The organism is Haloprofundus marisrubri (genome assembly GCF_001469955.1).
Lineage (GTDB): Archaea > Halobacteriota > Halobacteria > Halobacteriales > Haloferacaceae > Haloprofundus > Haloprofundus marisrubri.
Genome location: NZ_LOPU01000030.1, coordinates 165,629 through 192,530, shown reverse-complemented (window position 1 = coordinate 192,530; position 26,902 = coordinate 165,629). Strand labels below are relative to the sequence as shown.

Below are 26,902 nucleotides of genomic sequence, written 5' to 3'. Positions count from 1 at the left end.
GTTCGCAGTATTCAGTATCTCTCGAGCGTTTGCGTGTGCCGTGATATCTTATACCACTGGTGACGTACCGACTCACATGGTACAAGAAGCCACATCACTCACGGACTCGCTGACCTCGGACGCCGAGTTACCGTCGGAATCGGCACAGGTGGAACTGGAGAACCGCCACGCCACGTGGGATTCGAGCGTCAAAGCCGAGATGTTCGGCTTCGGTTTCGTCGTTGGACTGCTGCTCGGGTCGCTGTTGGGACTCGCGCTGGCAGCGTTGTTCCCGGCGTTCTCGGGACAAGCGCTGATTTTCGGCATCGGTCTCGGAGCGGGTGCGGGAGTTCTCGCCGGAGTCGCGTTGAAGGAGTACGGCGAACGCAACACGGTCCGAACGGCGTAATCGCTCAGCGGTCGCTTCGGTCGCGTATCGATGCCGAACGACCTCGGCTTACGACCACCTTTCGGCTCGACGAGAGACGAACATCAGTTGGCGAACAGACGGCACAACGGTTCTCACGACTCGCGAAGCGGCGCACCGTACACCCGCCTGGACCGGCTCCGCGACGATTCGTCAACGCATGGGCCGTCTGGTCTCGTCTTCGCTGATAAACGTTCGTCGCGGTGCGGTCGCTGGTTGTGGTAGCGGTCGACAGACAAGCGGTCGTGCCGCGATCGAGGCCGTCAGGTCGAGCGAGCGGCCTTTTTGATGCACCGTCAGAGTTCAGCTCTGACGAGCCACTGACAAACGCTTCGCGTTTGTCGCGTCACGGAAGTCGGAGACTTCCGCAGACTTCACTCACTTCGTTCGTGAAGACAGATTTTTTGCGGGGGTCGAGTGCTGCGAAGCGGCGCGAGGACCCCGTTGAGAAGGTGCGTTAGATGCGACCGACGTTCTCGACGGCGACGCTCTCGACGCCGTCGACGTTGGTGAACGCTTCCTCGATGGCTTCCGTGCCACCGGCGTCGTCGGGGACGATGACCGTCGGCAGAAGGGCGACGAGACCGAAAGCGACTTCGTCGCGCTCGAAGCCGTTGATTTTACCGCCCTCGGGGAGCGACTCTTCGAGACGTTCCTGCAGTTCGTCGAGGTCGATTTCGGGGCTCTGCGGCATGACCTTCATCTTGGCTGCGACTTTCCCCATTGTTTACGGCCCCATGAATCCGCAGTCCGGACACTCGTAGAGGTTGCTCTGTTTGCGGCACTTCGCGCATCGGTAGATGGTCAGTCCGCAGTCCGGGCACTTGAACGACGCCGCGCTCATCCCAGCGATGTTGATGCCACAGGAGACACACTGGCGCTCCTGTCGCTGTTCCGATTGGCTCATACTCAGACAAACCCGGCGACGACTTTTAATCGTTGTCTTTCACTCCCGTCTCGCCGCGGACGAGACGCCGCAAGCGGCCGTGTGTATGCGACTCAGACTCCCAGAATCAACGGGCCGACGAGTACGCCCATCAGATGAACGCGCCGCGTCCGCAACCGAACCGGAACGAGGCCGACGACCGACGCGACGAGAAACACCCCGACACCGACGACGCCGGCGAACAGCCACGAGAGCACGACCAGAAGAACGAGTATCGCCGTGGAGACGACGGCGTAGTTCGCTCGCCCGACGACCCGCAGATAGCTGTCGCCGACGACAACGACGAGGACGAACCCGGCGAGCGCGGCGACGACTGTCGTCGTCAACAACGCGGGCAACGCGCCGGAACCAGCACCGCCACCACCGTTTTCGAGCGCCACCATCACGCCGGTCCGCGGCGTCCCGAGTGTGACGAGTGCGAACAGAGCGAAGACGGTGTTCGACGTGTTGGCGCCGCTCGATGCGACGAGGAACTCGCGTGCGCCTTCGCCGTCGATATCCGGAACCAGCGGGAGCGAGAGCACCGACGCCACGGCTGCGGAGACGCCCGGTAAGTAGCCGACGAACGCGCCAGCGACAGAGCCGGCCCCGGCAGTCCACCCGATTTCCCGACCGGAGAGCGCGAGCGTCGCGTCGTCCTGCGGCGGGACACCCGCCCCGTCGAACGCGTCCAACAGCACCGGCGCGCCGAACAACCCCGAGAACAGCGGTGCGAGCATCCCACCGAGTGCCAGCGGTGCGTCGGGGTCCAAATCGAGCGTCGATACGCCGAGCAGCGTCGCCAGCGCGAAACAGAACGCCCCTGCCAACGCAGCACGCCGCGTCCCCTCGGTGGCAAGCAACAGGAGTACGACAGCTACGAGGACGAGTGGGAGATACTGTCGTAGAAGCGGATACGCGTCGGTCATCAGCCACGTCACCGGCAGCGCGAGCGGCACCGCGAGCGCGACGGCCAACAGACTCCCGAGCGCCGACAGCCTGAGTGCTTCCCGACCCCGCCCGGCGACGACGAGTCGATGGCCCGGAAGCGCCGTCGCCGCCATCGCCGCGTCGGGAACACCCAGTGCGAGCGCCGGCACTACGTCGAGAAAGGTGTGGACGACGCCCGCGGCGAGTATCGCCGCTCCGACGGCGGTCTGCGACCCGGGCAACGTCGGGCCGACTGCGGCGAGCAAGAGTGCGAAGTTGTTCGCGTGGACGCCCGGCACGAGTCCACTGATGGTTCCGAGAGAGACGCCGCAGGCGACGAAAAGCAGCAACTCCGTCGTCGGCGCGAGCGCGAACGTCGGGCGAACCGAAAGCGGGAGTTCGAACGCGAGCGAGTCCATCTCGACGAGTTGGGTGCGTCTTCGCGTTTAAACGGTCGCGTCGACCAATCGGTGTGCCCGCAGCGTCGGGACTGACACCAGACAGCGCCACCGCTCGCCGGGCGAGTTCGCAAAAAAACGCGGGATGTAGTCGTCGAAACGAGGCGGCGGAGTCGGCTGACGTGCCCGGATTAGCCGAACAGGTTGCCGAGACCTTCGCCGGAGTCGCCGTCGTCTTCCTCGTCGTCGTCTTCGGCTTCGGCCTCTGCTTCGTCGGCCTCGTCCTCGTCGACGGTGTCGAGTTCTTCGCTGTCGGCGGAGCCACCGGCGGGCGCTGCGGCGGGTGCCGCGGCGGCCGTCTCGATGGCCTCTTCGATGTCGACGTCCTCCAGCGCGGCGACGAGCGCCTTGACGCGGGATTCCTCGACGTCGACGCCAGCGGCTTCGAGCACCGCGGTGACGTTGTCCTCGTTGATTTCTTCGCCCGTTTCGTTCAGGATGAGAGCTGCGTAAACGTATTCCATTGTTGTGTTCTCCGTTAGTGTTGATTATCCGAACATCGCGCCGAGCGCGTCGCCGCTGTCTTCGTCGTCATCGTCGTCGTCAGCGTCAGCGTCTTCCTCGGCCGCCTGTTCGGCGTCTGCGTCTTCTTCGTCAGTCGATTCCTCGGACTCCTCGGCGGGTGCTGCGGGCGCTTGCACGCCACGAAGCTCCTCCGGGAGCGCCTCTTCGTCGTCGATTTGCGCCGCGAGCGCGCGGAGCTGTGCGTCCGCTTTCGCAACGAGGTCCGGCATGAACTCCGGGTCCTCGATGGCGGCGGCGAGACCGAGCGCCTTCGCCTCGCCCGTCGCCTTGGCGATGAGCGTCGGCGCGGTCTGCGTCGTCGGGAAGACGGCGTTGACCGAGAGGTTCGTCGCCGCCGAGACGGCGGACTGAATGTCCGCGCGGTACTCGTCGACGTCGATGTCGAGGTCCTCGGGGTCGAACAGCGTGCCCTCGGAGTAGACGGCACGCAGGTCCAGACCCACTTCCTTCGGCTCGATGCCGAGTTCGCTCAGGACGTTTGCGAGGTCGACGCTGACCTCTTCACCGGCTTCGAGGACGGTGGAGTCCTCGGTCACCTTGATGGAGCCGTCCATGATGCGCGCTTGCGCGCCCACCTGCTGGAGTTCGCCGACGAACGGACCCGGGTCGACACCGGTGTCACCCTCGGGGATGACGATGTCGTTGGGCGCGATTTCGCCCGCGTTGATGGGTGCGGGCGTCTTCGACGCTTCGAGCTGTTTGTACAGCCCGAACGGGTTGTCGTTCGTGCCGACGAGCGCGACCTGTCCGTCGATGTGGTCGACGAGGTCCTCGTAGCCGCTGTCGACTTCTTCGAGCGCGCGGACGAGCAGCGTGTTGCGGCTCATCCGCACGGTGGCGCTACCGTGCAGTTCCCGCCGCATGTTCTGTAGCTGGCGGCTGGGAATGCCGGTGACGCCGACGACACCGACGGACGCGAAGTTCTCGACGAAGTCGACGAGTTCGTCGACTTCGTCTTGCTTCCACTGTGGGATGGTCTCCGTTTTGCGGACGGATTCGCTCTCGCTCATCCGGCCACCTCCACGGATGGGCCCATAGTGGTCTTCACGTAGATGCTGTCGATGTTCAGCGGGCCTTTTTCGAGGTCGGCTTCGAGACGACGCACGATAACGTCGATGTTGTCCGCGATTTCGTCGGCGGACATGGAGTCTGCGCCGACGCGCGTGTGGAACGTGCGTCGGTCACGGCTTCGAAGCTGGACCGTGTTCTTCATTCGGTTGACGACCTCGACAACGTCGTCGTCGGGCTGCAGCGGCGTCGGCATCTTCCCTCGGGGACCGAGTACGGTACCGAGGTAGCGACCGATGTCCTGCATCATGTTGGCTTCGGCGACGAAGAAGTCCGTCTCGTCCGCCAAGTCCTTGGCGGCGTCGGAGTCGTCACCGAGCTCTTCGAGGTCGTTTCCGTCGAGGACGTCGTCTGCGACGTCCTCGGCGCGGAGTGCCGTCTCTCCCGTGGCGAACACCACAATCTGGGTATCCTGGCCGGTTCCGGACGGAAGGACGATACTCTCGTCGACACGATTCGATGGGTCGTTGAGGTCTAAGTCGCGCAGGTTCACGGCAAGGTCGACCGTCTCGCTGAAGTTGCGAGCCGGTGCCTCGTCGAGCGCGCGAGAGACCGCTTGTACGATAGAGTCGTCTGCCATTATTCACCTCCGTAGTACGCAGGAATTGCTCCTACGGGTCAGTGAAACAGGCGTCTGCCTGTCTCATCGGAAGGTGGGTCATGGCGGACTTAAAAGCGTCGAAGCGAAAGCCGACGCATGTGAGGCGTTCGCAGTCGATAGCGGCGGTTTAGAGCCGTCTGTGCGGCCCGAACGGGGCCACGACGAGTCGACGTTCCGTCGATGTTTTCCACGTTACTATCAGTCAGAACACACTGTACTACGGAAAGTAACGAATGCCGGTGTTTCGGAGACTCTGCGGCCAGAACTTATGTTCGTGTTTTCCGTGCAATTCAGTACGATGACGAGTGACGACACGTCGACGAACGAGCACCCCCACAGAGCCGCTGACGCCGACCACGCCGGACAGACCGCCGACTCTGGAACCGACCGTCGAAACTACCTTCGACTGCTCGGTGGGGGCGCAGCGATAGCCGGCCTCGCGGCGACCGGAACGACGACCAGTGCGCAGACGGTCAACGGCGGTAGCGGAGAGGCGTCGTCGACGAGTCGGTACGTCGCCGCCCTCGTCGCCGGGCCGCCGCCGCAGTCGGAAGGCGCGTCCGGAACGATTGGCATCCAGCGCCGAGTCGTCAAGTACGTCGTCGGGACGACGAACCGTCCGGTTCTCGCCGACGGCGACGGCCCGTCGCTCGACTCGCGGGTCGCCGACTGCGTCGACAGCGACCCAATCCGCATCGAGTCCGACGGCACGGTGTCGGTGACGTTCTCGGTTGGCGACGACTGCGTCCAAACGCTGTCGCTCGTCGTCTACGAACTCTCAGACGCCGGATTCGCGCTCTCGCTGTCGGACGGCGTTCTCCTCGATTCCGACACCGGGACGTTCGAGAGTGGCGACCACAGCCTCACCGCCGTCCTCCGAGGTGAACGCGTCGTCCCCGGCCTCGAAACCGTCGAGAGCGACGACGAGTTCGAGGCGACCGTCGAACGGCTGACGGCCGCCATCGACGAGGGGCCGTTCACGCTCGTGACAACCGTCGACCACGCCCAGAGCGCCGCCGACGAAGGGCTCGACCTCCGGCCGACGACGCTTCTCGTCTTCGGGAACCCGGCGGTCGGAACGGGACTCATGCAGGAGGCCCAAACCGTCGGTATCGACCTCCCGCAGAAACTGCTCGTCTGGGAGGACGCCGTCGGCGCGGTCCACGTCGGCTACAACCGGCCGAACTACCTCGCAACCCGTCACGGCATCACCGGACAGGCGGAGACGCTCGACCAGATTGCGCAGGCGCTCGCCGGACTGGCGACGGGTGGGTCCGCGTAGCGCCATCCTGCGCGTCACTTCGAAAAACAAGCATCGCGCCTTTTCGGCTCGAACCCCTCTCTTTGGCTCGATGTTCTCGTCGCCGTGGACGCTCGTACTCGCCGTCGCGCTCGCCGCAGTCCACCTCGAAGCCGAGCGACTCAGAGCGACGCTGGTCGTTCCGCGGCGCGTCTGGATTTCGCTCGCTGGCGGCGCGTCGCTCGCGTACGTCTTCATCCACATTCTTCCCGAACTGAGCGCCGAACAGGAGACGCTCAGTGGGTCGCGTCTCGCGCTGCTCCCGTTTCTCGAACATCACGCCTATCTGGTCGCACTCGGCGGGTTCGCCACGTTCTACGGTCTCGAACGCCTCGGAGAGCGCCGACAACAGGACTCCAGCGACACCGACGGCGAAACAACAGACGAGGAGGTCGACGAAGGCGAGGAAGACGACAAAAGCGACGACGGTGACTGGGTGTTCAAGGTACATCTGGCCTCGTTCACCCTCTACAACGTCGTCATCGGCTACCTGCTGGTTCACCGAATCGACACCGGTCTGTGGAATCTGCTGTTTTATTTTCTGGCGATGGGGTTTCACTTCCTCGTCACCGACGCCGGCTTTCGTCGCCTCCACGAACGGCCGTACCACCGCTACGGTCGGTGGGTCCTCGCGGCCGCGGTGGTCGGCGGGTGGACGCTCGGCGAACTACTCGCCATCTCCGAGGTGGACCTCGCGCTGCTGTTTGCGTTTCTCGCGGGGGCCGTCGTGCTCAACGTCGTCAAAGAGGAACTTCCCGACCAGCAGCAAAGCGACTTCGCCGCGTTCGCCGTCGGTGCGGCGGGCTACGCGACGCTGTTGCTGTTTCTTTAGCTCCGTGAAAAGGGCGTGAAGTGGAACTACGCCGTCTACGCGGTCTGTTCTTCAGCGAGCACGTCGTCGTACTCGCCGGAGTCGACGCGCTGCTTGAACGTGCGGGCGTTCTCGCCTTCGATGGTGACACCGAGGGTGACGCAGGTGCCGCCGACTTCCTTGGCGGCGTTCTTCACGTCGTAGGCCAGAAGGTCCGTGCTCTTCTGCTCGGCAATCTTCTTGACCTGCTCGACGGAGAGGTCGGCGACGAACTCGGACTGCGGCGTACCGCTGCCGGAGTCGAAGCCTGCCTCGTCTTTGATGAGCGCCGTCGTCGGCGGCACACCGACGGAGATTTCGAACGAGCCGTCGTCCTCGTACTCGACGGTGACGGGGACTTCCATGCCGTCGAACGCGTCGGTCTGTTCGTTGATTTCCTGTACGACGGCCTGCACGTCCACCGGCGTCGGGCCGAGTTCCGGGCCGAGCGGCGGTCCGGGGTTGGCCTGCCCGCCGGGGACGAGCACTTCGATAGTTCCAGCCATGTTCGGAGTATTTCTGCGACGACTTTTAACGATTGTCTTTGATGCTCAGCACTGAGATTCTGTAACACCCTTCAGAGAAGGGTAACAATCGGCACGGCGAGCGTGATAATCCCAAAGAAAACCGCGTATGTGATTGGTAGGATTTTTGAAATCCCAGACTCATTCCTTATCTGAACTAAAAAGGCAATGGTGAAACTTAGTGTTAGCACGAACAGTTGCCATTCAATATCACTTAGCATGAATATTCCAACAAGATAAAGGATAACTCCTGTAACAAACCCTCTTGCCTGTTCCTCGGAATTGACTGGTATTATACCTACTACAAGTGGCGTGAGGAGGATACGATAAATCTGTGTTCCAAGTATCACCAACCCAAGCCAGATTGTTCCCTCTAACGATAGTGTTCCGATGGCTTCAACCAGTGATTGACCGCCCCTATCCGTGAAGAAAGTCCGATATAGCATGAGGAGGGCAGTGGGTAGCCCAAGAGTATATATAAGTGCCCAAGCCTCACCCCACTCATCTGTGTCCTTCGTCTCGGTCATTCTCTCGGGAGTAGACTGGCGAGAATACAAATATTAAACGAGTTTACATTAGTGGATTCTGTAAAATCATTTCCTCTGAGGAGACGCCCGACTCACCGAACCGTCCCCGAAGAAGGTGCCGACGTGTGGAGGGCCGACTGTCAGCACCGAGGTGCGTAACGTCTGCCAATTATCGATTTGTGTAATAAGTTTTCTGTGAGAAACGAACCATCCGCTTCAGATGTCGACGCTGAACGACTCCACGTCGCCCACGCGTTCGGCCATCGCGCCGAACAGCGCCGCGATATCCTCCAAGTCGTCGGTGTCGACGACTTCGACCGGCGTGTGCATGTAGCGGTTCGGGACGCTGACGTTCAGCGACGGCACCCCGCCGCGTTGGGTGAAGAACGCGTCGGCGTCGGTGCCGGTCGCACTCCCCGTTGCCTCCAACTGCACTTCGATGTCGGCCTCCTCGGCCGTCCGTCGTGCGAAGTCGACGAGAACCGGGTGGTTCGTACTGCCGCGGGAGACGACCGGGCCGCCGCCGAGCGAAACGCCGTTTCTGTGCTCGCTCTTCACGTCCGGCGAGTCGGTGGCGTGGCCCACGTCGACGGCGACGACGGCGTCCGGCGCGAGGTCGAAACCAACCATCCGCGCACCACGTAGACCGACCTCCTCTTGGACGGTGCTGACGGCGTAGACAGTGGCATCGACGTCTGCCTCGACTGCGAGTCGAAGCCCTTCGGCGGCACACCACGTGCCGACGCGGTTGTCCATCCCGCGGGCGGCGACGCGCGTACCGTAGAGGTCTTCGAGTGTGGAGGAGACGGTGACCGGGTCGCCGACTTCGACGAGCGACTCCGCCTCGTCTCTGCTCGCCGCGCCGACGTCGACGTGTTGCTCTTCGATATTCTCGAACTCGTCGTCGTCCTCGCGCAGGTGAATCGCCGTCTGGCCGACGACGCCCGCAACGGGTTCGTCGGCGTGAATCGTCACGTGCTGGCCCTTCGAGACGGTCCGGTCCGCGCCGCCGATACTGCCGATGCGGACGAAGCCGTCGTCGTCGATGCGGCGGACGATGTAGCCGATTTCGTCGGCGTGGCCCGCGAAGGCGAGTTCGGGGCCGTCGCCGGAGCCGTCGTGGACTGCCACGGCGTTGCCGTAGGCGTCGGTCCGAACGTCGTCGGCGAACTCGCGCACGTAGTCGACCCAGACGCGCTGGCCGCGCGTCTCGTAGCCGGAGGGGCTCGGGGTCGTCAGCAGGTCGTCGAGAAACTCTCGCTGGGAGGCGTCCATGGTCGTCGATCACACACGTCGAGCATGAATGCGACGATGTCTGCGCTCGCTTCGCTGACGACGTTCCGGACGTACAGGTCGCATAGCGTGCACACGCCGCCACAACGTCTAAGTTCGTCCTCGTCGGACTATCCACAGTCATGGCAGACTTCACACTGTTCGAGGTTCACCTGCACGACGGCTTCAGTTTCAGCCCGACGAACACCGCCCCGATGTTCGCCGGCGAGAAAGAAGACGCCGACGGCGACACCGACGACCAACCCAAGGCAGTCGAGACGAAGGGGAAAGTCTCGAAACTGCTCGGCAAACGCGGTTCGAAACGCGCGACGAGCGACGGCGGGACCACTGCCAGTGAGAGCGAAAGCGACGCCAGCAGCGAGGACGACAGCGACGACACCGGCGTCGACCAGATAGAGACGTCCGCCGACGTGGAGAACCGCGAGCGCAAAGCCCGAGACGAGGACGTCGAGAGCATCGACGACGAGTACGACGCCGAGACAGACGAGGAGGAAAGCGACAGCGACGGCGGCAACGGCGGCAACGGCGGCAAACTCCTGCTCGCGCTCGTGTTGGTCGTCGTCATCGCAGCCGTCGCAAAGAGCCTGATGGGCGGCGACGCCGGGTTCGACGAACTCGAAGAACTGGACGAACTCAGCGACGAGGCGTAACGCGGGAGTCACCGCCGCGAGGGTCCCAATCGCGGCAGCACCACCCACCCGCCTCACACGAAGCGTTTTCTGCCGTGCCCACAGAGTAGCTGTATGAATCTCTACCGTAGCGTCCGTGCGGTCGCGGGCGCGTCCGGAACCGGCGTCATCGACTGGGACGCCGTCGGCGACGCGGCCAAGGCCGCCACCGACCCCGGTAGCCTCGACCTTTCACCCGAAGAACGGGCGGGGTACGCCGCCGACGTGCGCGACGCTCGCACCCGTCTCCGAACCGTCGGCGACGTCGAGTTCGAACTTCCCGACGCCATCGAAGTCCAGAACCGCCACCACTGGATAGACGCCAACATCCGCACCTTCGAGCGCGTGATGCGGCCGCTCGAAGACCGCGCCGACGGCATCTTTCCCGGCGTCGCCCGCACCGTCAACACCGGGACGATGGCGTTCATGCTCTCGTTTCTCGGCAGCAACGTCCTCGGGCAGTACGACCCGCTGCTCTTGGCCGAGGGCGACGACGACCACGGCCTCTACTTCGTCCACCCCAACATCCGGCGAGTCGCCGACCAGTTGAACGTCGACTACCCGCGCTTCCGCCGCTGGATTGCGTTTCACGAAGTCTCGCACGCCGCCGAGTTCGGCGCGGCTCCGTGGCTCTCGGGTCACCTCGAATCACGGATGGAACGCGGCGTCGACGCGCTCACCGAGGGCAGCATCGACCGCGACGCGTTCCGCGAACTCGACACGGCGATGACGGCCGTCGAAGGCTACGCGGAACTGCTGATGGACCGCGCGTTCGACGACGACTACGAGGACCTCCGCCGAAAACTCGACGCGCGTCGTCGCGGCGGCGGACCGCTCGCGCAACTCGCTCGCCGTCTTCTCGGACTGGGCCTCAAACGCCGCCAGTACGAACGTGGCGCGCGCTTCTTCGAGTCCGTCGCCGAGGTCCGCGGCGTCGCCGCCGCGAGCAAAGTCTGGGAGCAACCGGACAACCTCCCGACGGAAGATGAACTCGACGACCCCGGTCTGTGGCTGGCACGCGTCGACGCGTAGCGACCGTTCGCCATCTCAGGGGTCGGTCTCGAATCACCGTCGCCTGAACGTTCTTCACACTCTCTCCAGTACTGTCATCCATGAGTGACGACGAGACGCCGCCGTATCGCCGACCGGACCTCGCTACCGCCGAACGTGTCTCGGACCTCCTCGACCGGATGACCGTCGAGGAGAAAACCGGCCAACTCGTGGGGACGTGGGGCGGTCACCTCCGCGCCGAACAGACGTTCGAGAACGTCGCCGACGCGGTCCGCGACCACTACTTGGGGAGTGCGACGCCGTTCGGCTGGGCTGCGCCGCTGGCGACGAAGCCCGAAGACGTCGCCACCATCGCCAACGACCTCCAGCGCGTCGCCCGCGAGGAGACACGACTCGGAATTCCGCTGCTGTTGAACGCCGACGCCGTCCACGGCCACGCCTACGTCGCGGAGACGACCGTCTTCCCGAACGGCCTCGGCGCGGCGGCGACGTGGGACTCCCAGCTAATCGAAGACGGCGCGGAAATCACGGCGAGAGAGATGCGGCGGACCGGCGCACAGCAGAACTACTCGCCGACCTGCGACGTGGCGCGCGAACCCCGATGGGGTCGCACCTTCGAGACGTTCGGCGAGAGTCCGCTGCTCTGTGCGGCGATGGCCGCGGCGAAAATCCGCGGCTATCAGAAGGGGGACGACCCCGTTCTCGCCACGGCGAAACATTTCCCCGCCTACAGCGAACCCGAACGCGGCGAGGACGCCTCGCCCGTCGACGTCTCCGAGTACAAACTCCGAAACACGTTCGTCCGGCCGTTCGAGGATGCGCTCGCGGCGGACGTCGACTCCGTGATGCCGAGTTACAACTCGGTCAACGGCGAGCCATCTCATAGCTCTCGACGCGTTCTCGTCGACCTGCTCCGCGAGGAGTTGGGTTTCGACGGCCACGTCGTCTCCGACTGGAACGGCGTCCGGCAACTCGCAGACGACCACAAAACAGCAAGAGACCAGCGCGACGCCGTCCGACAGGCGCACGTCGCCGGCCTCGACGTGGCCTCCGTCGGCAGCGTCGAACACGCCGAGCATCTCGTTGACGTGGTCGAAAGCGGCGAACTCGACGAGGAGACGCTCGACGTGAGCGTCCGCCGCGTGCTCGAACGAAAGTTCGAACTCGGTCTCTTCGAAGACCCCTACGTCGATGCCGACGCGGCGAGCGAGTCGGTCGGCACCGACGACCACCGCGAGGTTGCTCGTGAGGCCGCTCGTGCCAGCATGACCTTGCTCAAAAACGACGGTGTCCTCCCGCTGTCGGGCGACGAGAATATCTTTGTGGGCGGGCCGAACGCCGACGACATTGTCCACCAACTCGGCGGGTGGAGTGTCCTCGACGCCGACGATGCCGCCGGTGAGACGATTCTGGAGGCGCTTCGGACTCACGCCGACGGCGACGACACCGACGCGACCATCAGCTACGAACAGGGTGCGACGCTCAACGAGACGCTCGACGTGAACGCCGCCGTCGAGAAAGCCGCAGAAGCTGACGTAGCCGTACTGGCACTCGGCGAAGGCTGGTATCTCCACGAGTTCGGCCCGGCCGAACAGGCGGGCGTCGAGACCGGTGAGTGGCCCACGCGCTCGGAACTCAGGTTGTCAGAGGCCCAGCGCGAACTCGCCCGCCGCATCCACGAAACGGGGACACCCATCGTCGGCGTCCTCGTCACCGGCCGGCCACTCGCCGTCAATTGGCTGGACCGCAACGCGTCGGCTCTCTTGATGGCGTACTACCCCGGCACCGAAGGTGGCCGCGCCGTCGCCGAAACGCTGTTCGGCGAGAACGACCCGCGGGGACGACTCCCCATCTCGGTTCCGCGGTCGGCGGGCGACCTCCCCCAGCACCACGACCACCTCGCCCATCCGCGACCAATCGGCGACGACGAACACCCGTCGTCGTACGCGCCGCTGTACGAGTTCGGCCACGGACTGAGTTACACGACGTTCGAGTACGACGACCTCACCGTCGACGGCGACGAGGTCAGTGTGAACGAAAACGAGCGGGTCGACGTGACGGTAACCGTCTCGAACACCGGCGATAGGCCGGGTACCGAGACCGTGCAGGTGTACGGTCACCAAGCGGTGAGTTCGCGGGTCCGCCCCGAGCGCTGGCTGGTCGGCTTCGAACAGGTGTCGGTCGCCCCCGGCGAATCCGAATCAGTGACGGTGTCGATTCCGACCGAGGAGTTCGGCTTCTACAAACCCGGTGAGGGTCACGTCGTCGAAACAGGAGAGTACCGGGTGTTCGTCGGCGACGACGGCGCGTCGTTCGAGGTCACAGGGTAATCGTCACTAAAACGCCAGACTGCACGTCACAGTTGGACGACTCCAACTGGAGGTGCTAACTCTTCCAAAGAAAGTGTTGCAGTACAAGTGGCATTCAGAACTTCCCGTCGTCTATCCAAGACACCACAGCAACCGCGCTGAAAAGCAAAGCCAGAACCAGCACCAAACGGATGTTGGGAACTGCGAGTTGTGGAATAACAGGGAGGGCACACGCTTGCATATCGAAATCAGTCTCTCCAAGCCTCACAACACAAGGAAAGAGCATGAGGCCAGCCGTGAGTAATCCAATACCTCCGGCAAGTGCTTTAGCTCTTTCAACCGGGTCCATATAGAGATAAAATTCACACGAATATTGATAACTGACGGTGGAATTGCGTTGGTACCACCGATTTCGTGTCATCACAGATTGTCTGTCTAAATCTTCGGTAGCTGTTCATCTGACTGGTCCGCATGTCGTTCAGATTTTGACGATGCATTGAGAGATTATCTCCGCGGGTCTTCTCTGAACGACCGGACGAGAAACACGAGCAACACCCACCCGAGGAGCAGTCCACCCAGAACCGAGAGCGCGAGTTCGACGGGCGTCGGGTCGACCTGTAAGGAGATGAGACCGCCGGACGCGCCGACGAGGACGACGAAAAACAGCTTCAGACGGAGCGAGGCGGCATCTCGCTCGTCGTCGGAGAGACTGGGACCGACCATCAGTCGCGTTCGCCCCCGAAACCGCCGGTTGTGGATGCCGCGTCGCAGACGTTCATGTCCGGGAGAGTGCACGGCGTCGCCTTAACGCTGTTTACCGCCCCCGGTCACCGCTCACTGGAAGCCGCGACCGACTTCGTCTTCGTCGACGAGGTCGTCGAGTTCGGCGTCGAGCAGGCGTTCGGCTTCCTCGAACTCGTCGGCGAGACCGTCGAGGGAGTCGGGTCGCTGTTCGGGGTCGAACTCCATGGGGCCGAAGGCAGGACTGTCGAGCGCCTCCATCAGGTCGGTGAAGAAGTCGTCCGGAGTCGTCGGCGTCTCGCCGTGGACTCGAACCGCCTCTTGGACGCGCTTTGCCATCGTCTTCGCCTGTTTCTCGTCTCCGGGTGGGTTCTGGACCGCGAAGCGGCCGGTGTGTTCACGATTGGGCAACAACGGTTCGAGACCGTCGTCGACGCGGCGAGCGACCTGTGTGCCGACGCCGCGGAGTTCGTAGGGGTTCTTCGCGTACGTCTTCAGAAAGTAGACGCCGCGGGTCGGGTGGCCGAGCACGAGGTCCTCGCCGACGCCCTCGCGGCGATGGCCGGCGACCGCTCGCCAGTCGTCGGCGTCGGTGCTGTCGCCGGTCACCTCGTCGAGGATGTCTTGCCACGCTCTGACACGCATGGGCCGCGTTGGCGTGCAGTCCGAATGAGTCTGTCGGTCGGACAGTTCGGTGCGCTCAGGTGTCGGTGAACGTCAGTTCCCGCGTCAGAAGGAACGCCCCGAAGCCGAGAAGCGCGTAGGTGACGAGACTGGTGTCGCCGTTGGCCAGTCGGACTCCGCCCCACGCGACGGCTCCGGCGTACAGTGCGATGCGGAACCGACGGGTGTCCATCGAGTCGGTGACGACGCCGTACCCGACGACGGTGACGACGTAGAGGCTCACGAAGATTTCGGGGAGCGCGCTCACCCCTTCGACCTGAAACTGCAACACCGTCGTCGCAAAGACGAATCCGAGCATCGCCAGCAGGAGCAGTCGCCACGTGCGACCGAACGTCGAATCGCTGTTGTTCTCGTCCGTTGCTTCGGCGGCCGTCGATTCGGTCTTCTCGGTCGTCTCCGGCGTTTCTGCCGACGCCGCTTCCTCGTCGGTGCGCGGTACATCACTCATAGCCGTCACTCATACACGTACTCGGGACGCCGTCTCCTTCGCTACTCCGGTTTGCGTCGGCCCGCCGACGTGCCGCCATCTTCGTCGTTCTCTCTGACCGACAGTGTTTTTCAGACTCGGGGCACAGAGCCTCGTAGTGAACGTACGCGGTCAAATCGTCGCCGTCGACGGTCCCCGAACGGTCGAGACGAAGTACGGCGAACGCAACGTCGCCGATATCTCGGTTCGACCGACCGGCGAGAACGCCGAGCAGTTGCTGGAGGGCGACGAGTCGGTGACGGTGACGCTGTGGGGCAAGTGGACCCACACCGCCGACCACGCCGACGAGGGGATGGAACTCCTGCTGACGGAGGCCGAACCCAACGAGTTTCAGGGCGAAGTGAGCTACACGACCGGGTCGGACTCCTACGTCGTCCTCGAACCCGGTTTCCTCGTCAACGTGACCGACATCCGCTCGTGGGTGCAGTGCCCGCGAATGTACTACCTGAACAAACTCTCGGGGATTCCGCTCAACTACCCCGTCGTCAAGGGGACTATCGTCCACGAGGTGTTCGGCGACCTGCTTCGCGGCTGTGACCTCGACGAGGCTATCTCGGACCGAGTCGGTGAAGCGGGCCTCCAACTCGGGTTGCTCGGTCGCGAGCGCACGGAAGTCGAAGACGAAGTCCGACGAAACGCCGCCGCCATCGAAGGCTGGTTGGCACAGGGAACGCTCACCGACGAAGACGAGTGGCGCTCCGAATACACGCTCATCAGCCCCACCTTCGGCGTGAAAGGTCGCGCCGACGCGCTTCGTCGCGGGTCGCCCGTCGAACTCAAAACGGGCAAGAACCTCCGGCGGGACCCCCGATTCCAAGACAAGATTCAGGCGGCGTGTTATGCGCTCCTGCTCGAAGAACGCGGCGTCCCCGTCGATACCGGGACGCTCCTCTACACGAAGAACACGGCACTCGACCGCTCGGAGGAGACGGGCGACCTCTCGCCCGCCAAGGACTTCTCCATCGGCAAGGGCCTCCTCGATTTCGTCGTCCGCACCCGCAACGAAATCGCGGCGATGGAGTACCACGGCGACGTGCCGACGGGGTTCGAAGCCGACGCGAAATGTCAGTACTGTTTTGAACAGGACACTTGCATGGTCGTCTCCGGCCGCCTGAATCAGCGCTCGAAAGCCGGCCAAATCGGCAACGCGCTCCCCGACGACGAACTAGCGTACTTCGAGCGTTTTTACGCTGCAATCGAAGCAGAACGCCGCGAAACGCACACCGAGTACCGAAAACTGTGGGAACAAACGGCCGAAGAGCGGGCCGACGACGACAGAGCGGTTATCGGCCTCGAACCGCTGAGTCGAGACGAACTCCCGGGCGGGCGCTGGGAACTCCGCGCGAAGAAAACCGACGACGCCGTCTCGAAACTCCGCGAGGGCGACGTTGCGCTCGCATCGGATGGCAACCCGGTGTCGGGCCACGCCGAACTCTGTCGCATCCAGACGTTGGGCGAGGAAGTCGTCGTCACCACCGACGAACCGGTCGACCTCTGCCGACTCGACGTCTACCCCTCGGACCTCTCCGTCGACCGGATGCTCACCGCGTTGCACGACGCGCTACTGAAGGGCGACGAAGAGCGAAAAGACGTGCTGTTCGGCCGCCGAGAGCCAGAGTTCCGAGACGAGAACACGACCTATATCGACAACAACGAGGCACAGAACGCGGCGGTCAATCTGGCAGTCAACGCCGAAGACTGTGCGCTCGTTCACGGACCACCCGGCACTGGAAAAACGTACACCATCGCGCGGACGATTCGTGCGCTGGTCGAACAAGGCGACACGGTCCTCCTCACGGCGTTTACGAACCGCGCCGTCGACAACGCGCTCGAAGCGCTGCGCGACCAAGGGTTCGAAGATATTGCGAGAGTAGGAACCGAAAACGGCGTCCGCGACGACATGCAGGACCTCCGTCTCGTCCGCGACGGCGACCCGAACGACCGCGCGGCGGAACTCACTGGTGCGAGTGTCGTCGCCGCGACGACGGCCTCCTGTGGCTCGCGTATCCTCCGCGAACAGGCGTTCGACGTCGCCCTCGTCGACGAGGCGTCGCAACTGACCGAACCCGGAACGCTGGCGGCACTGAACCTCGCCGAGCGGTTCGTTCTCGTCGGCGACCACGAGCAGCTACCTCCCGTCGTTCGGGCCGAAAACGACCTCCAGAAATCCCTGTTCGAGCGCCTCATCGACGCTTACCCCGAAGCGTCGGTGATGCTGGACCGCCAGTACCGGATGGCCCAGCGGATTCAAGCGTTCTCCTCTACTGAGTTCTACGACGGCCAACTCCGCCCGGCGACGGGCGAGGTGGCCGCCCAGCGACTCTCCCACCTGTCGGGCGTCGACGAGTCGAAGTTACCGAAAGAACTCCGCGGCGGCGTCTCTTTCGTCGACCCCGGTGGCCGACGGGAGGGCAACGCCAACCCCATCGAAGCCGACCGAGTCGCGGAGGTAGTCGCCTCCTTCGAGGCGGCGGGCGTCGCTTCCGAGGACATCGGCGTCATCGCGCCGTTTCGCGCACAGGTCGCCGAACTCACGAGACGCCTCGACGTGACCGTCGACACTGTCGACCGGTTTCAGGGGTCGAGCAAGGAGGTCATCGTCGTCTCCTTCGTCGCTACCGGCGAGTTGGACGGCCCGCTGTTCGAGGATTATCGGCGTGTGAACGTCGCGCTGACACGGGCGAAAAAATCGCTCGTTCTCGTCGGCGACGCGACGGCACTGGAGTCGGATGCGTTCTACACCCGGATGCTCGACTGGGCGCGGTGAGCCGACGGCTATCGCCGAAACTGACACTCAGTTTCGTTTGAAACCGCGAGAACGCTTTTGCTTCGCGCATCCTACTACCGACCTATGTCGAACGGTCCGAACAATCCGACGATGTCAGACACCGGCGTAACCCAGGAGACGTCCGACCAAGAGGCTGGGCTGAGCCTCGACATGGTCACCGTCGCCGCCGGGGCCGGGTTAGGCGGGATGATAGCGATGACGCCGATACTGGTCGTCGGGATTCTACTCGGCGTGCTCAGTCCGTCGGCGTTCGCGGGGTTGGCGGAAATCGTCATGCTCGGCGATAGCTTCGCCATCGGGTCGTTCATCTTCATCGCCGGTGGGATGACGTCGCTGCCGCTGCTTTTCGTCTCGCTGGCGGTGTTCCTGCCGGGGTCGACGCTCGCCCGCCGCGGCGTCACGTACGCCACCATCGTCTGGACGGGTTTCATCATCGCCTTCTACACCCAACAGACCGGGACGGCGCTGGCGGGGTATCTCGTCATCACGCTCGTCGCCCACTGGGCGTACGGCTACGTGCTCGGCCTGCTGTACGACCGCTACGCGGCGATTCCGCAGTACGACGTCTAACGACGGCGCGTCGGTGCGTCGTCTCTGATACTTTACTTTTCTTTCCGGCGAACCGGTCTCAGTCGTCCGTACTCGTCACGTCAGACCAGAGCGCGTCGGCCGCGTCGTCCTCACCGAGTTCGTCGAGAACGCGGGCGTGGAACTCCTTGAGCACCGCCGACTCGTCGTCGGCCAGCACCACGTCGCTCGCCATCAGCGTCGCCAGACCGAACGCCCGCGGCGACGGCGAGTACAGTTCGCGGTGGGTGACCGTCACGTCGCCTTCCTGCACCCCACCTAGCACCTCGACTATCCCTGCGACGTTGAGTTTGTCCTCGATTATCTCCCGATACGTCTCCTCCATCACCGCGAACTCGTCGAGGTCGCGGGCGAACGACAAGAGCATCTCCGAGGACACCTGCTGTTGGGCGGCGGTCTTCTCGTAGCCCTTGTATCGCTTCAGAATCATCAACGACCGCGTCGCGTTGATGCGGAAGTATCGCTTGAGGAGGTCGGTTCCGGTGAGCGCACGGCGAAGTTCCTCGCGGACGTTTCCGGGTTCTAACGACCGAAGCACGTCCGCGACGTCGACCTTCCTGTTCAGCGGCATCGAGATAGTGAACCCGTTGTCGGCGACGGCGACTTTGACGTTCGTGTTCGAGCGCCGAGCGCAGCGAGCGGCGACCAACCGCGAGAGGCCGTCGTTGAACTTGCGACCATAGTTGGAGTGGACGTAGAAGTTGCGGCGGTACTCGTCTCGGTCCAACACTTCCTCGACGGCCAGTTGTGACTCCGTGCTGACCGTCTCCGACCCGGCGTAGCGGACCTGTTCGTCGAACATCCGCGCGACGGCGCGAACGCTGTTTTCGTCCATCGGGAACTCGCGGAGCCACGTCCGAACGCCGGGTCGACCGCCGCTCGCCAGTCGGTCGAGCAGTTCGCCCTGAAAGTCGAGAATCTCGCGGCCGAGGTCGTACGACAGCGGGAGGCGTTCGGAGAACCACGAGGGGACCGTCGGCCGCGACGACGTGGGGTCGACGTACACTTTCGACCCGCGACGGTAGCTGAACTCGAAGTTCGACCCGCCGAGAACGAACACGTCACCCTTTTCGAGCGTGTCGAGGTAGTTCTCGTCGAGATTGCCGACCCATTCGTTGCTTCCGCGGACGTACACGTCGCAGGTAAAGGAGTCGGGGATGGTGCCGATGTTGGTCATGTAGATGACGCGCGCCAACCGCCCGCGCTTGCCGACGAGCGGTTCGCCCACGTCGAACTCGTCGTAGTGGTACTCGCCGTCGGGAGCGTCGTTGGTGTCGCGCCAAATCTTCGCGTAGACGTTCTTCTCCTCTAAGCCCTCGTAGTCGGCGGTGAGATACGCCAGCAGCCGTTCCCACTCCTCGTCGGAGAAGTCCCGATAGGGGTAGGCTCGGCGGAGCGTCGCTTTCACGTCCGTTTCGCGTTTGACGCCGTTTATCGCCATCCCGTACACCTGCTGACTCGCCACGTCGTAGGCGTTCTCGGGAACGAACACACGGTCGACGAATCCCTCCTCTGCTTTTTTGAGCATCACCGCACATTCGACGAGTTCGTCGCGGTCCAAGGCGACCACACGGCCCTGTACTGTCTCGCCGAGTCTGTGTCCCGCGCGGCCGATTCGCTGCAGAAGCGAGGCGACGGATTTCGGCGACCCGACCTGCACGACGAGGTCGATGTGCGGCATGTCGATGCCGAGTTCGAGGCTGGTCGACGTCGTCACCACGTCCAACTCGCCGGCTTTCAACTGCCGCTCTATCTCGTGGCGGCGCTCCTTCGAGAGCGACCCGTGGTGACACCCGGAGTTCGACTCGTCGAACGTCTCGGGGAAGGTTTCCCGGAGGTTCTGTAACACCCGCTCGGCACCCGACCGGGTGTTCGTGAAGACGAGCGTGTTCGTGTGCGAGGCGACGAGTTCGTGCAGGCGGTCGTAGAAACGCTCTTGGACCACCTGTCGCGGCGTGTCGATGAGGTCGTCGGTCGGACACTCCAGTCGGATGTCGAACTCGCGGACGAACCGCGTGTCGACGAGTTCGTACTCGCGGGTCTCGCCGTCTTCCTCGCCGACGAGATACTCCGCCATCGTCGACAGCGGTTCGACGGTGGCCGAACAGCCGATTCGCGTCGGCGACGACTCGGTCATCGTCTCCAAGCGTTCGAGGGAGACGGACAGATGGGTTCCCCGTTTGTTCTCGGCGAGACTGTGAATCTCGTCGACGACGACGTACTCCACAGTCTCTAATTTCTGCTTGAACTTCGGCGAGTTCAGAAGAATCGCCAGCGTCTCCGGCGTGGTGTTGAGGATGTGTGGCGTCTCCTCCAACATCTTCTGTCGCTCGGACGACTCGGTGTCGCCGTGGCGGATGGCGTGGCGAATCTCGGTGTCGACGCCCCGGTCGGCCATTCGCTCGGAGATGCCGTCGAGCGGGAGTGCCAGATTCCGGTGGATGTCGTTGGCGAGCGACTTCAGCGGCGAGACGTACAGACAGTACACCGAGTTCTCCAACCCGTCGGTCAGTTCCCTGTCGCGGCGGAACAGTTCGTTGATGATGGCGGTGAAAGAGGCGAGCGTCTTGCCCGACCCCGTCGGCGCGCAGATGAGCGCGTTCTTTCGCTCGTGGATGAACGGCACCGCCTCGCGCTGTGGCGGGGTGAAGAAGCCGCCGTTGCCGGGGACGTACGCGCCGAACTCGTCGACCCACCACTCTCGAACCGACGGTTCCAGCAAGTCGAGAACGGACTCGTCTTCGATGGTCGCCGTCTCCGGGTCGAAATCGACGTCCGACGCCGCCAGCAACTCCCGGCCACTCATTGATTTCTCTGCGTACCGAGCGGGTAAGTCGGTTGTGCTGGACGATACTGCCGTCGGTCGGATTTTGGGTCGACCCACCGTTCGGTGGTGACCAACAACTACCGACGCGCCGAACGACTACCGACGACGACCCGACTACAGTCACCAAAACTACCAACCCGTCGCCCGCCGATTCTCCCTGTATGCACGTCACGTTTCTCGGAACCGGCAGCGCGATGCCGCTGCCCGACCGCGTCCAGACCGGCCTCCTACTCGAACCGAGCAGCGGGGGCGACGGACACGACCAAGACAGTGAAACCGACGAAAACGACGACAGACGCCCACTACTTGTCGACTGCGGTTCGGGTGTCCTCCACCGCCTCAGCCAGACCGACGTGGGCTACGAGGGCGTCGCCAGCGTCCTTCTCACCCACCACCACCTCGACCACGTCTCGGACCTCCTCGCGCTGCTGAAGGCGCGCTGGCTGGCCGGAGAGGACCACCTCGAAGTCGTCGGTCCCACCGGGACGAAATCGCTTCTCGACGACCTGCTGTCGATTCACGACTATCTACAGGACAGAGTCGAACTGAGTGTCCGTGAGGTGACCGCGAACGAACCGTTCGAGGTCGCCGGCTACGCCGTCGAAGCCTACGAGACGCGTCACTCCATGCCGTGTCTCGCCTACCGCTTCGGCGACGCGTTCACCTTCTCCGGCGACTCGGAGGCGTTCGAGGGCCTCGCCAACTTCGCCGACGGCTCCGCCGTTCTCGCACACGACTGCTCGTTTCCCGACGAAATCGACGTGTCGAACCACCCGACGCCGACGCAACTCGGTGAGGCGCTCTCGGGATGCGACGTCGACCGACTCTACCTGACGCACCTCTACCCGCACACCGAAGGCAAACACCGCGAGATGCTCGACAGCGTCGAAGCCCACTTCGACGGCGAGGTGCGACTCGCCCGCGACGGACTTCGATTCGAAACCCCTGAGTAGCGGCCCACGATAGCTCAGGCAGTGAGTCGAAGCGACGCCGCGTTGTTCGTCGGAATCGCGGCCGTCTGGGGGACGGCGTTCGTCGCCACGAAGGCGGCGCTCGACTCGTTCCCGCCGGTGACGCTCGCCGCACTCCGCTTCTCGTTGGCGGCGCTCGCGCTGTTCGCCGTCGTCTTCGCCGCCCGGAAACGCTGGATACCGAGCGGCCGTGGCGACTGGCTGCCAATTCTCGCCGGTGGCGCGTTCAACATCGGCCTGCACCACGCGCTGCTGTTCGCCGGCCAGCAGTACGTCTCCGCGGCTCTCGCGGCGACGCTGCTCGGACTGGTTCCGGTCGCAACCCCCATCTTCACCCGCCTCTCGAACCACGACGACAGCCTCTCGGTGACGGGTGCGGTCGGCATCCTCGTCGGCTTTCTGAGCGTCGTCCTCATGGCGCAGTTAGACCCCACCGACCTGTCGGCGAGCGTCGGCGCGGGACTGGTGCTCGCCTCCGCGCTCGCGTGGGTGCTCGGAGCCGTCCTCACCCGCGAGGACGACGCGACGCTCTCGCCTGTCTCGTTGCAGGCGTGGACGCTTCTCGTCGGCGCACTACTGCTCGCGCTTGCGACGCTGGCGCTCCCGGGCGAGTCGCTGACTCCGGCCGCGCTCTCCTCGGCGTCGACCGACGCGCTCGGATGGCTCGTCTACCTCGCGCTGATTCCCGGTGCGGCGGGTTTCTTCGCGTACTTCCGCCTGCTCGACCGCATCGGCCCGATTCAAGCCGGGTTGCTGGAGTACGCGATTCCACCGTTCGCGGCGCTGTTCGGCTTCTTCGTCCTCCAAGAGTCGCTCGCCGAGACGACGGTCGTGGGCTTTTTCGGTGTTTTCGTCGCGTTCCTGCTGGTGAAATCCGACAGCATCGTGGCGGCGCTTGCCCGACACCGAGAGCGTGGCGAACCGGTCGATTCGCGCTCGGACTGATTTTCGACGACGAGTGTCACGCCGCCCGATGCACGAAACCCACTTACCCGTCAGCGACCAATCCCCTCGTGCTATGTGCCACCACTACACAACCATCGACGAACTCACAGAGAGCGAGCGCCGCGAGTTGCTCGACGAACACGACGAAGACGAACTCCGCGAGGAACACACCGACGAGGAGTTGGTGAAACTCGGACTCGAAGCCTGAACGAAGACGTGTAGGGACGTTCGCTCGAAACCCTGCTTTTTCCACCTGTACCCGCCTGTAGCGCCGCAGCCAGTGTCGTGGCTGGTTGGTTCCTTGCTCACCGACCGTCGATTTTCGTCCCCGGCGACGCTCCTGCTAAGAATGGTCCGATACCGTCGGGGCCGAACACGTGCGCCGGGGCGTCCATCGCCAACAGCGCTCGGACTTTGGCGGCCATGCCTCCAGTGACGTCCGTCGATTCGCTCTCGCCGAGCGCCGATTCGACGTCCGCGAACGAGCGAATCTCGTCGACGACGGTCTCGTTTTCGTCGTAGACGCCCGGCACTGTCGAACAGAGGCCGACCCGGTCGGCGTCAAGGTCGGCGGCGAGTCTGACGACGAGTTCGTCGCCGGAGACGACGGTGACGCCGCGGCCCGCGTGCGCGACGACGTCGCCGTGGAGAACCGGAACGAACCCCTCGCCGAGCAGCGTCTTCGTCGACTCCAGCGGGAGCGAGAGCGACGCGCCTGCCCCGTCAGTTTCGCCGACCTCGTCGCCTTCGGCGTCTCGCCGCGCCGCGACCGACAACGGATGGACCGGCAGCGCCGGCACGTCGCGTGACTGAAGTCTGGAGACGACGGCGTCGTTCAGTCGCTTCATCGCCGCGTGGATGGCGAGTGCACCCGCCGCGTCGTCGGTTCCTTCGGTCGTGCTGACCCCGTAGTTGGCGGCGTGGTGGTGGCCGAAACTTCCCCCGCCGTGGACGACGACGAGATTCTCGACACCCGATTCGGAAATGGCGTCGACGGCGGCGTCGATCGCGTCGTCGTCGACGGTCTCGGGCGTGTCTTTGTCGGTGACGACGCTCCCACCGAGTTTCAGAACGACCGTCATTCGGCCGTCTCCCCGGTGGATGCATCGTCGTGTTCGGCTTCGGCGCGGACGCCTTCGGTGGCCAACTCCGCGCGGAACACGTCCTCACAACCGGGCGTGAAACGGAGGCCCGTCTGTGTTTCGGGTGTGGGGTCGAGCGCGACGATACAACCGCCACCGCCCGCGCCGGTCAGTTTCGCGCCGTGTGCGCCGGCGGTTCGGGCCGCCCACACCATGTTGTCGAGCGACCGCGAGGAGACCCCGAGCGCCTCCAACAGCCCGTGGTTGAAGTTCATCAGGTTGCCGAGTTCGACGAGCAACGACTCGTCGGGGTCGCTCTCTGGGTCGGCCTCCGAGAGGAGTTCTTCCCCTTCGCGGACGATGTCGCCGATGGTGTCGACGGTGTCGGCTGCGAACCCGTAGCGCTCACGAAGGTCGCGGACGCCGGCGACGAGTGCGCCGGTGTCGCCTGCGCCGCCGTCGAAGCCGACGACGAACGGGAGGTTCGGCGTATCGAGCGTCCGGCAGTCGTCGCCTTCGACGCGGACCGCCCCGCCCATCGTCGAACAGAACGTGTCCGCACGCGAGGCTTGGCCGTCCTGTACGGCGTACTCCGCACGATAGGCTCGGTCGGCTATCTCCTCGGCGTCGAGTTCGACGCCGAGCGCCCGCGTCGCCGCGTCGATGCCGGCGACGACGACGGCCGCGGAGGAGCCGAGTCCGGCCCCGAGGGGGATGTCGCTCTCGACGGTGATGTCGAACCCGACGTCGCTTTCGCCGGCGGCGTCCAGTGCCTGCTCGACGGCGGCGTCGATGTACCCTATCGCGGCTTCGACGAGCGGCGTCGGAACGTTCACGTCCGGATGGTCACCGGTCGACCCGGCGTACTCGACGGTGAAGCCGTCGAGGCTCAAATCCCGCGCCTCGACCCGGATGTGGTCGTCCTCGCGCGGTTCGACGCTGACGGTCGCCCGGCGCTCGACGGCGCAGGGCACGGCGGGTTCGCCGTAGACGACGGCGTGCTCCCCGAAGAGATACACCTTGCCCGGGGCGCTCGAAACAGTCATGCGCGAACAGAGAGAGAGGGTCCGCTTAAGGATATGCGAATCGGGTCAGGCGTCGTCACCGTCGCCACCGTCACCGTCGCCGTCGCTTCCGTCGGCATCACCACTCGCAGCGTCAGCGCCGCTGTCCCCGGCAGGCGTTGGAAGCAGTTCGACGGAAACGCTGCCGCCGTTCGCGCGGATGGAGACGTTTCCGTCCGGGGCCACTATCGGTTTGGCGACGTCTTCGGGCGGCGCGTCGAGCGTCGCCTGCATCGTCGGTTCGCCGTCTTCGCTTCCGACCCAGAGATACAGTGTCTCGTCGGGGTCGAACGACTCAGTCAACGACGTGGCGTAGAACCCCGACCCGAACGCGGTCACCGTCGTGCCGGCGGGCAGTGAGTCGCCGCCGGCGTGGTCGATAGCGACGTACTGGCCGTCGTCGTCGACGGTGGCGTGTACGTCCGGCACCTCGTCGAGCCACGTCGGAGCCGTCGTCGACGGGGCGTCATCGCCGACCTGCGCTTCGTACCGGATACGCGCTTCGGACTGTGTTTCACCGACGGTTCGCGTGACGGTGACGCGCATCTCGTGGACGACGCCTCGGTCGTCGACGACGAGTCGGCCGTCGTACGAGTCGACGCTCGCGTTCAGCGCCGAGGCGTTCGCAGCGGCCGCTGCTCCCGTCTCACTCAGTTCGGTCGCCTCGTAGACGACGTACGTCCGGTCGCCTTCACGGTACGCTTCAGTCGCTTCGTACGTCCCAGCGTCGAGATACGTGTCGAGGCGGACGTCACTCACGAGCGTCGTCGTGAGTTTCACCAGATTCGTCTCGAACGTCTCGCCCTGCGTCACGCCGAACGACTGTTCGCCGTCGGCGCTCGTTCGGTAGGCGAACGTCCGGCCGCGCTCCCACGTCTCGATGCTCTGATTCCCGCTTGTGACGAACGTGCTGTCTACGTCCGTTTCGCTGGCCCCGTCGTCGACCTGCACGTCCATCGTGGTGTGCGTGGCGCTATCGTTCGAGATTGTCGTACTCTCGACGCTCATCGACGTGTTTTCGCTGTCTGTCGACGAGACGAACGTCTCGCGGGACGTGTCGGCTTGCACTGCCGCACGGTGGGTCTCGAACGCGAGCGTCGCGTTCGTCACTCCATCGGCGGCGAAGCCAGCGGGGTAGTCGACTTCGTCGAGTGCGAGAGCGTTTTCGGTCGTCGCCGGGTCGGCGGTTGCGTCTGTCGTCGTTGGGTCGTCTCCGAGTGTCGGCGACTGACCGGTACAGCCAGCCAGCACCAAGAGGAGAGCAAGTCCACAAGCGAGGAGTTGCCGTCGCATGTCGTTCGTTCAATACGAACTGCGGAGTATGAGTATA

28 protein-coding genes are annotated in these 26,902 nt (G+C 64.2%); 11 read left to right on the top strand and 17 right to left on the bottom strand.

The features are described 5' to 3' along the window. Nucleotides 1-76: 76 nt before the first annotated feature. Nucleotides 77-388 carry a hypothetical protein gene (locus tag AUR64_RS15835; RefSeq protein ID WP_058582932.1) on the top strand — a complete coding sequence of 104 codons (312 nt, stop codon included), beginning with the start codon at nt 77-79 and terminating at the stop codon, nt 386-388. A 475-nt stretch (nt 389-863) separates the two neighbouring features. Here the strand turns inward: AUR64_RS15835 and AUR64_RS15830 are convergent, their stop codons facing one another. From AUR64_RS15830 to AUR64_RS15805, 6 genes are all read right to left on the bottom strand, one after another. After that, entirely contained in the window at nt 864-1,130 is a 267-nt protein-coding gene (locus tag AUR64_RS15830) for an elongation factor 1-beta (RefSeq protein WP_058582931.1), read from the bottom strand. Between the two features lie 3 nt (nt 1,131-1,133). Further along, nucleotides 1,134-1,313 (bottom strand): HVO_2753 family zinc finger protein, encoded by a 180-nt coding sequence (locus AUR64_RS15825; RefSeq protein WP_058582930.1) that lies wholly within the window; start codon nt 1,311-1,313, stop codon nt 1,134-1,136. A gap of 92 nt (nt 1,314-1,405) precedes the next feature. Further along, on the bottom strand, nt 1,406-2,680 hold the full coding sequence (locus AUR64_RS15820; RefSeq protein ID WP_058582929.1) for a tripartite tricarboxylate transporter permease: 1,275 nt from the start codon (nt 2,678-2,680) through the stop codon (nt 1,406-1,408). Nucleotides 2,681-2,850: 170 nt separating this feature from the next. Beyond that, a complete protein-coding gene (rpl12p, locus tag AUR64_RS15815) occupies nt 2,851-3,183 on the bottom strand; it encodes a 50S ribosomal protein P1 (RefSeq protein WP_058582928.1) in 333 nt (110 codons plus the stop codon). Between the two features lie 24 nt (nt 3,184-3,207). Then, on the bottom strand, nt 3,208-4,254 hold the full coding sequence (locus tag AUR64_RS15810) for a 50S ribosomal protein L10 (RefSeq protein WP_058582927.1): 1,047 nt from the start codon (nt 4,252-4,254) through the stop codon (nt 3,208-3,210). After that, nucleotides 4,251-4,892: a 50S ribosomal protein L1 gene (locus AUR64_RS15805; protein WP_058582926.1), complete on the bottom strand. Its 642-nt coding sequence runs from the start codon at nt 4,890-4,892 to the stop codon at nt 4,251-4,253. Before AUR64_RS15805 ends, AUR64_RS15810 begins: the two co-directional genes overlap by 4 nt. A gap of 319 nt (nt 4,893-5,211) precedes the next feature. On the opposite strand from AUR64_RS15805, the gene AUR64_RS15800 reads away from it, so the two are divergent. After that, a complete protein-coding gene (locus AUR64_RS15800) occupies nt 5,212-6,195 on the top strand; it encodes a DUF302 domain-containing protein (protein WP_162265546.1) in 984 nt (327 codons plus the stop codon). 70 nt (nt 6,196-6,265) lie between these two features. Next, nucleotides 6,266-7,045 (top strand): hypothetical protein, encoded by a 780-nt coding sequence (locus AUR64_RS15795; protein WP_058582924.1) that lies wholly within the window; start codon nt 6,266-6,268, stop codon nt 7,043-7,045. A gap of 35 nt (nt 7,046-7,080) precedes the next feature. Here AUR64_RS15795 and AUR64_RS15790 read toward each other — a convergent pair whose 3' ends face one another. The 3 genes from AUR64_RS15790 to AUR64_RS15780 form a co-directional block, all read right to left on the bottom strand. Further along, complete coding sequence (locus tag AUR64_RS15790) at nt 7,081-7,569, bottom strand: 50S ribosomal protein L11 (RefSeq protein ID WP_058582923.1); 489 nt, start codon at nt 7,567-7,569, stop codon at nt 7,081-7,083. A gap of 71 nt (nt 7,570-7,640) precedes the next feature. Continuing rightward, nucleotides 7,641-8,114: a hypothetical protein gene (locus AUR64_RS15785; protein WP_058582922.1), complete on the bottom strand. Its 474-nt coding sequence runs from the start codon at nt 8,112-8,114 to the stop codon at nt 7,641-7,643. 216 nt (nt 8,115-8,330) lie between these two features. Next, on the bottom strand, nt 8,331-9,389 hold the full coding sequence (locus AUR64_RS15780; protein ID WP_058582921.1) for a M20/M25/M40 family metallo-hydrolase: 1,059 nt from the start codon (nt 9,387-9,389) through the stop codon (nt 8,331-8,333). Between the two features lie 140 nt (nt 9,390-9,529). Here AUR64_RS15780 and AUR64_RS15775 point away from each other — a divergent pair, with 140 nt between their 5' ends. From AUR64_RS15775 to AUR64_RS15765, 3 genes are all read left to right on the top strand, one after another. After that, a complete protein-coding gene (locus AUR64_RS15775) occupies nt 9,530-10,057 on the top strand; it encodes a hypothetical protein (protein WP_058582920.1) in 528 nt (175 codons plus the stop codon). A 93-nt stretch (nt 10,058-10,150) separates the two neighbouring features. Beyond that, a complete protein-coding gene (locus AUR64_RS15770; RefSeq protein WP_058582919.1) occupies nt 10,151-11,107 on the top strand; it encodes a zinc-dependent metalloprotease in 957 nt (318 codons plus the stop codon). 80 nt (nt 11,108-11,187) lie between these two features. Then, nucleotides 11,188-13,416 (top strand): glycoside hydrolase family 3 N-terminal domain-containing protein, encoded by a 2,229-nt coding sequence (locus AUR64_RS15765; RefSeq protein WP_058582918.1) that lies wholly within the window; start codon nt 11,188-11,190, stop codon nt 13,414-13,416. Nucleotides 13,417-13,510: 94 nt separating this feature from the next. Here AUR64_RS15765 and AUR64_RS15760 read toward each other — a convergent pair whose 3' ends face one another. The 4 genes from AUR64_RS15760 to AUR64_RS15745 form a co-directional block, all read right to left on the bottom strand. Further along, nucleotides 13,511-13,744 carry a hypothetical protein gene (locus tag AUR64_RS15760; protein ID WP_058582917.1) on the bottom strand — a complete coding sequence of 78 codons (234 nt, stop codon included), beginning with the start codon at nt 13,742-13,744 and terminating at the stop codon, nt 13,511-13,513. A gap of 155 nt (nt 13,745-13,899) precedes the next feature. Then, entirely contained in the window at nt 13,900-14,118 is a 219-nt protein-coding gene (locus AUR64_RS15755) for a hypothetical protein (RefSeq protein WP_058582916.1), read from the bottom strand. 111 nt (nt 14,119-14,229) lie between these two features. Beyond that, nucleotides 14,230-14,781: a hypothetical protein gene (locus AUR64_RS15750; protein WP_058582915.1), complete on the bottom strand. Its 552-nt coding sequence runs from the start codon at nt 14,779-14,781 to the stop codon at nt 14,230-14,232. Between the two features lie 55 nt (nt 14,782-14,836). Then, a complete protein-coding gene (locus AUR64_RS15745; protein WP_058582914.1) occupies nt 14,837-15,268 on the bottom strand; it encodes a hypothetical protein in 432 nt (143 codons plus the stop codon). A gap of 136 nt (nt 15,269-15,404) precedes the next feature. On the opposite strand from AUR64_RS15745, the gene AUR64_RS15740 reads away from it, so the two are divergent. Beyond that, nucleotides 15,405-18,074, top strand: coding sequence for an AAA domain-containing protein (locus AUR64_RS15740; protein ID WP_058582913.1), 2,670 nt, complete (start codon nt 15,405-15,407; stop codon nt 18,072-18,074). A gap of 84 nt (nt 18,075-18,158) precedes the next feature. Then, the gene (locus AUR64_RS15735) at nt 18,159-18,665 is read left to right on the top strand and encodes a DUF6789 family protein (RefSeq protein WP_058582912.1); all 507 of its coding nucleotides are present in this window, start codon (nt 18,159-18,161) and stop codon (nt 18,663-18,665) included. 58 nt (nt 18,666-18,723) lie between these two features. Here the strand turns inward: AUR64_RS15735 and AUR64_RS15730 are convergent, their stop codons facing one another. Then, a complete protein-coding gene (locus tag AUR64_RS15730; protein ID WP_058582911.1) occupies nt 18,724-21,489 on the bottom strand; it encodes an ATP-dependent helicase in 2,766 nt (921 codons plus the stop codon). A gap of 182 nt (nt 21,490-21,671) precedes the next feature. Here AUR64_RS15730 and AUR64_RS15725 point away from each other — a divergent pair, with 182 nt between their 5' ends. The 3 genes from AUR64_RS15725 (at nt 21,672) to AUR64_RS21275 (ending at nt 23,634) form a co-directional block, all read left to right on the top strand. Next, the gene (locus AUR64_RS15725; protein ID WP_058582910.1) at nt 21,672-22,463 is read left to right on the top strand and encodes an MBL fold metallo-hydrolase; all 792 of its coding nucleotides are present in this window, start codon (nt 21,672-21,674) and stop codon (nt 22,461-22,463) included. 21 nt (nt 22,464-22,484) lie between these two features. Further along, nucleotides 22,485-23,426: a DMT family transporter gene (locus AUR64_RS15720; RefSeq protein WP_058582909.1), complete on the top strand. Its 942-nt coding sequence runs from the start codon at nt 22,485-22,487 to the stop codon at nt 23,424-23,426. A gap of 73 nt (nt 23,427-23,499) precedes the next feature. After that, nucleotides 23,500-23,634: a hypothetical protein gene (locus tag AUR64_RS21275; RefSeq protein WP_276203543.1), complete on the top strand. Its 135-nt coding sequence runs from the start codon at nt 23,500-23,502 to the stop codon at nt 23,632-23,634. Between the two features lie 97 nt (nt 23,635-23,731). Here the strand turns inward: AUR64_RS21275 and AUR64_RS15710 are convergent, their stop codons facing one another. The 3 genes from AUR64_RS15710 to AUR64_RS15700 are packed head-to-tail and all read right to left on the bottom strand — an operon-like array spanning nt 23,732 to nt 26,865. Beyond that, nucleotides 23,732-24,508 (bottom strand): isopentenyl phosphate kinase, encoded by a 777-nt coding sequence (locus tag AUR64_RS15710; protein ID WP_058582907.1) that lies wholly within the window; start codon nt 24,506-24,508, stop codon nt 23,732-23,734. Further along, nucleotides 24,505-25,554: a mevalonate kinase gene (gene mvk, locus AUR64_RS15705; RefSeq protein WP_058582906.1), complete on the bottom strand. Its 1,050-nt coding sequence runs from the start codon at nt 25,552-25,554 to the stop codon at nt 24,505-24,507. Before mvk ends, AUR64_RS15710 begins: the two co-directional genes overlap by 4 nt. A 45-nt stretch (nt 25,555-25,599) precedes the next feature. Further along, nucleotides 25,600-26,865 carry a hypothetical protein gene (locus AUR64_RS15700; RefSeq protein ID WP_155120631.1) on the bottom strand — a complete coding sequence of 422 codons (1,266 nt, stop codon included), beginning with the start codon at nt 26,863-26,865 and terminating at the stop codon, nt 25,600-25,602. Between the last annotated feature and the right edge of the window lie 37 nt (nt 26,866-26,902).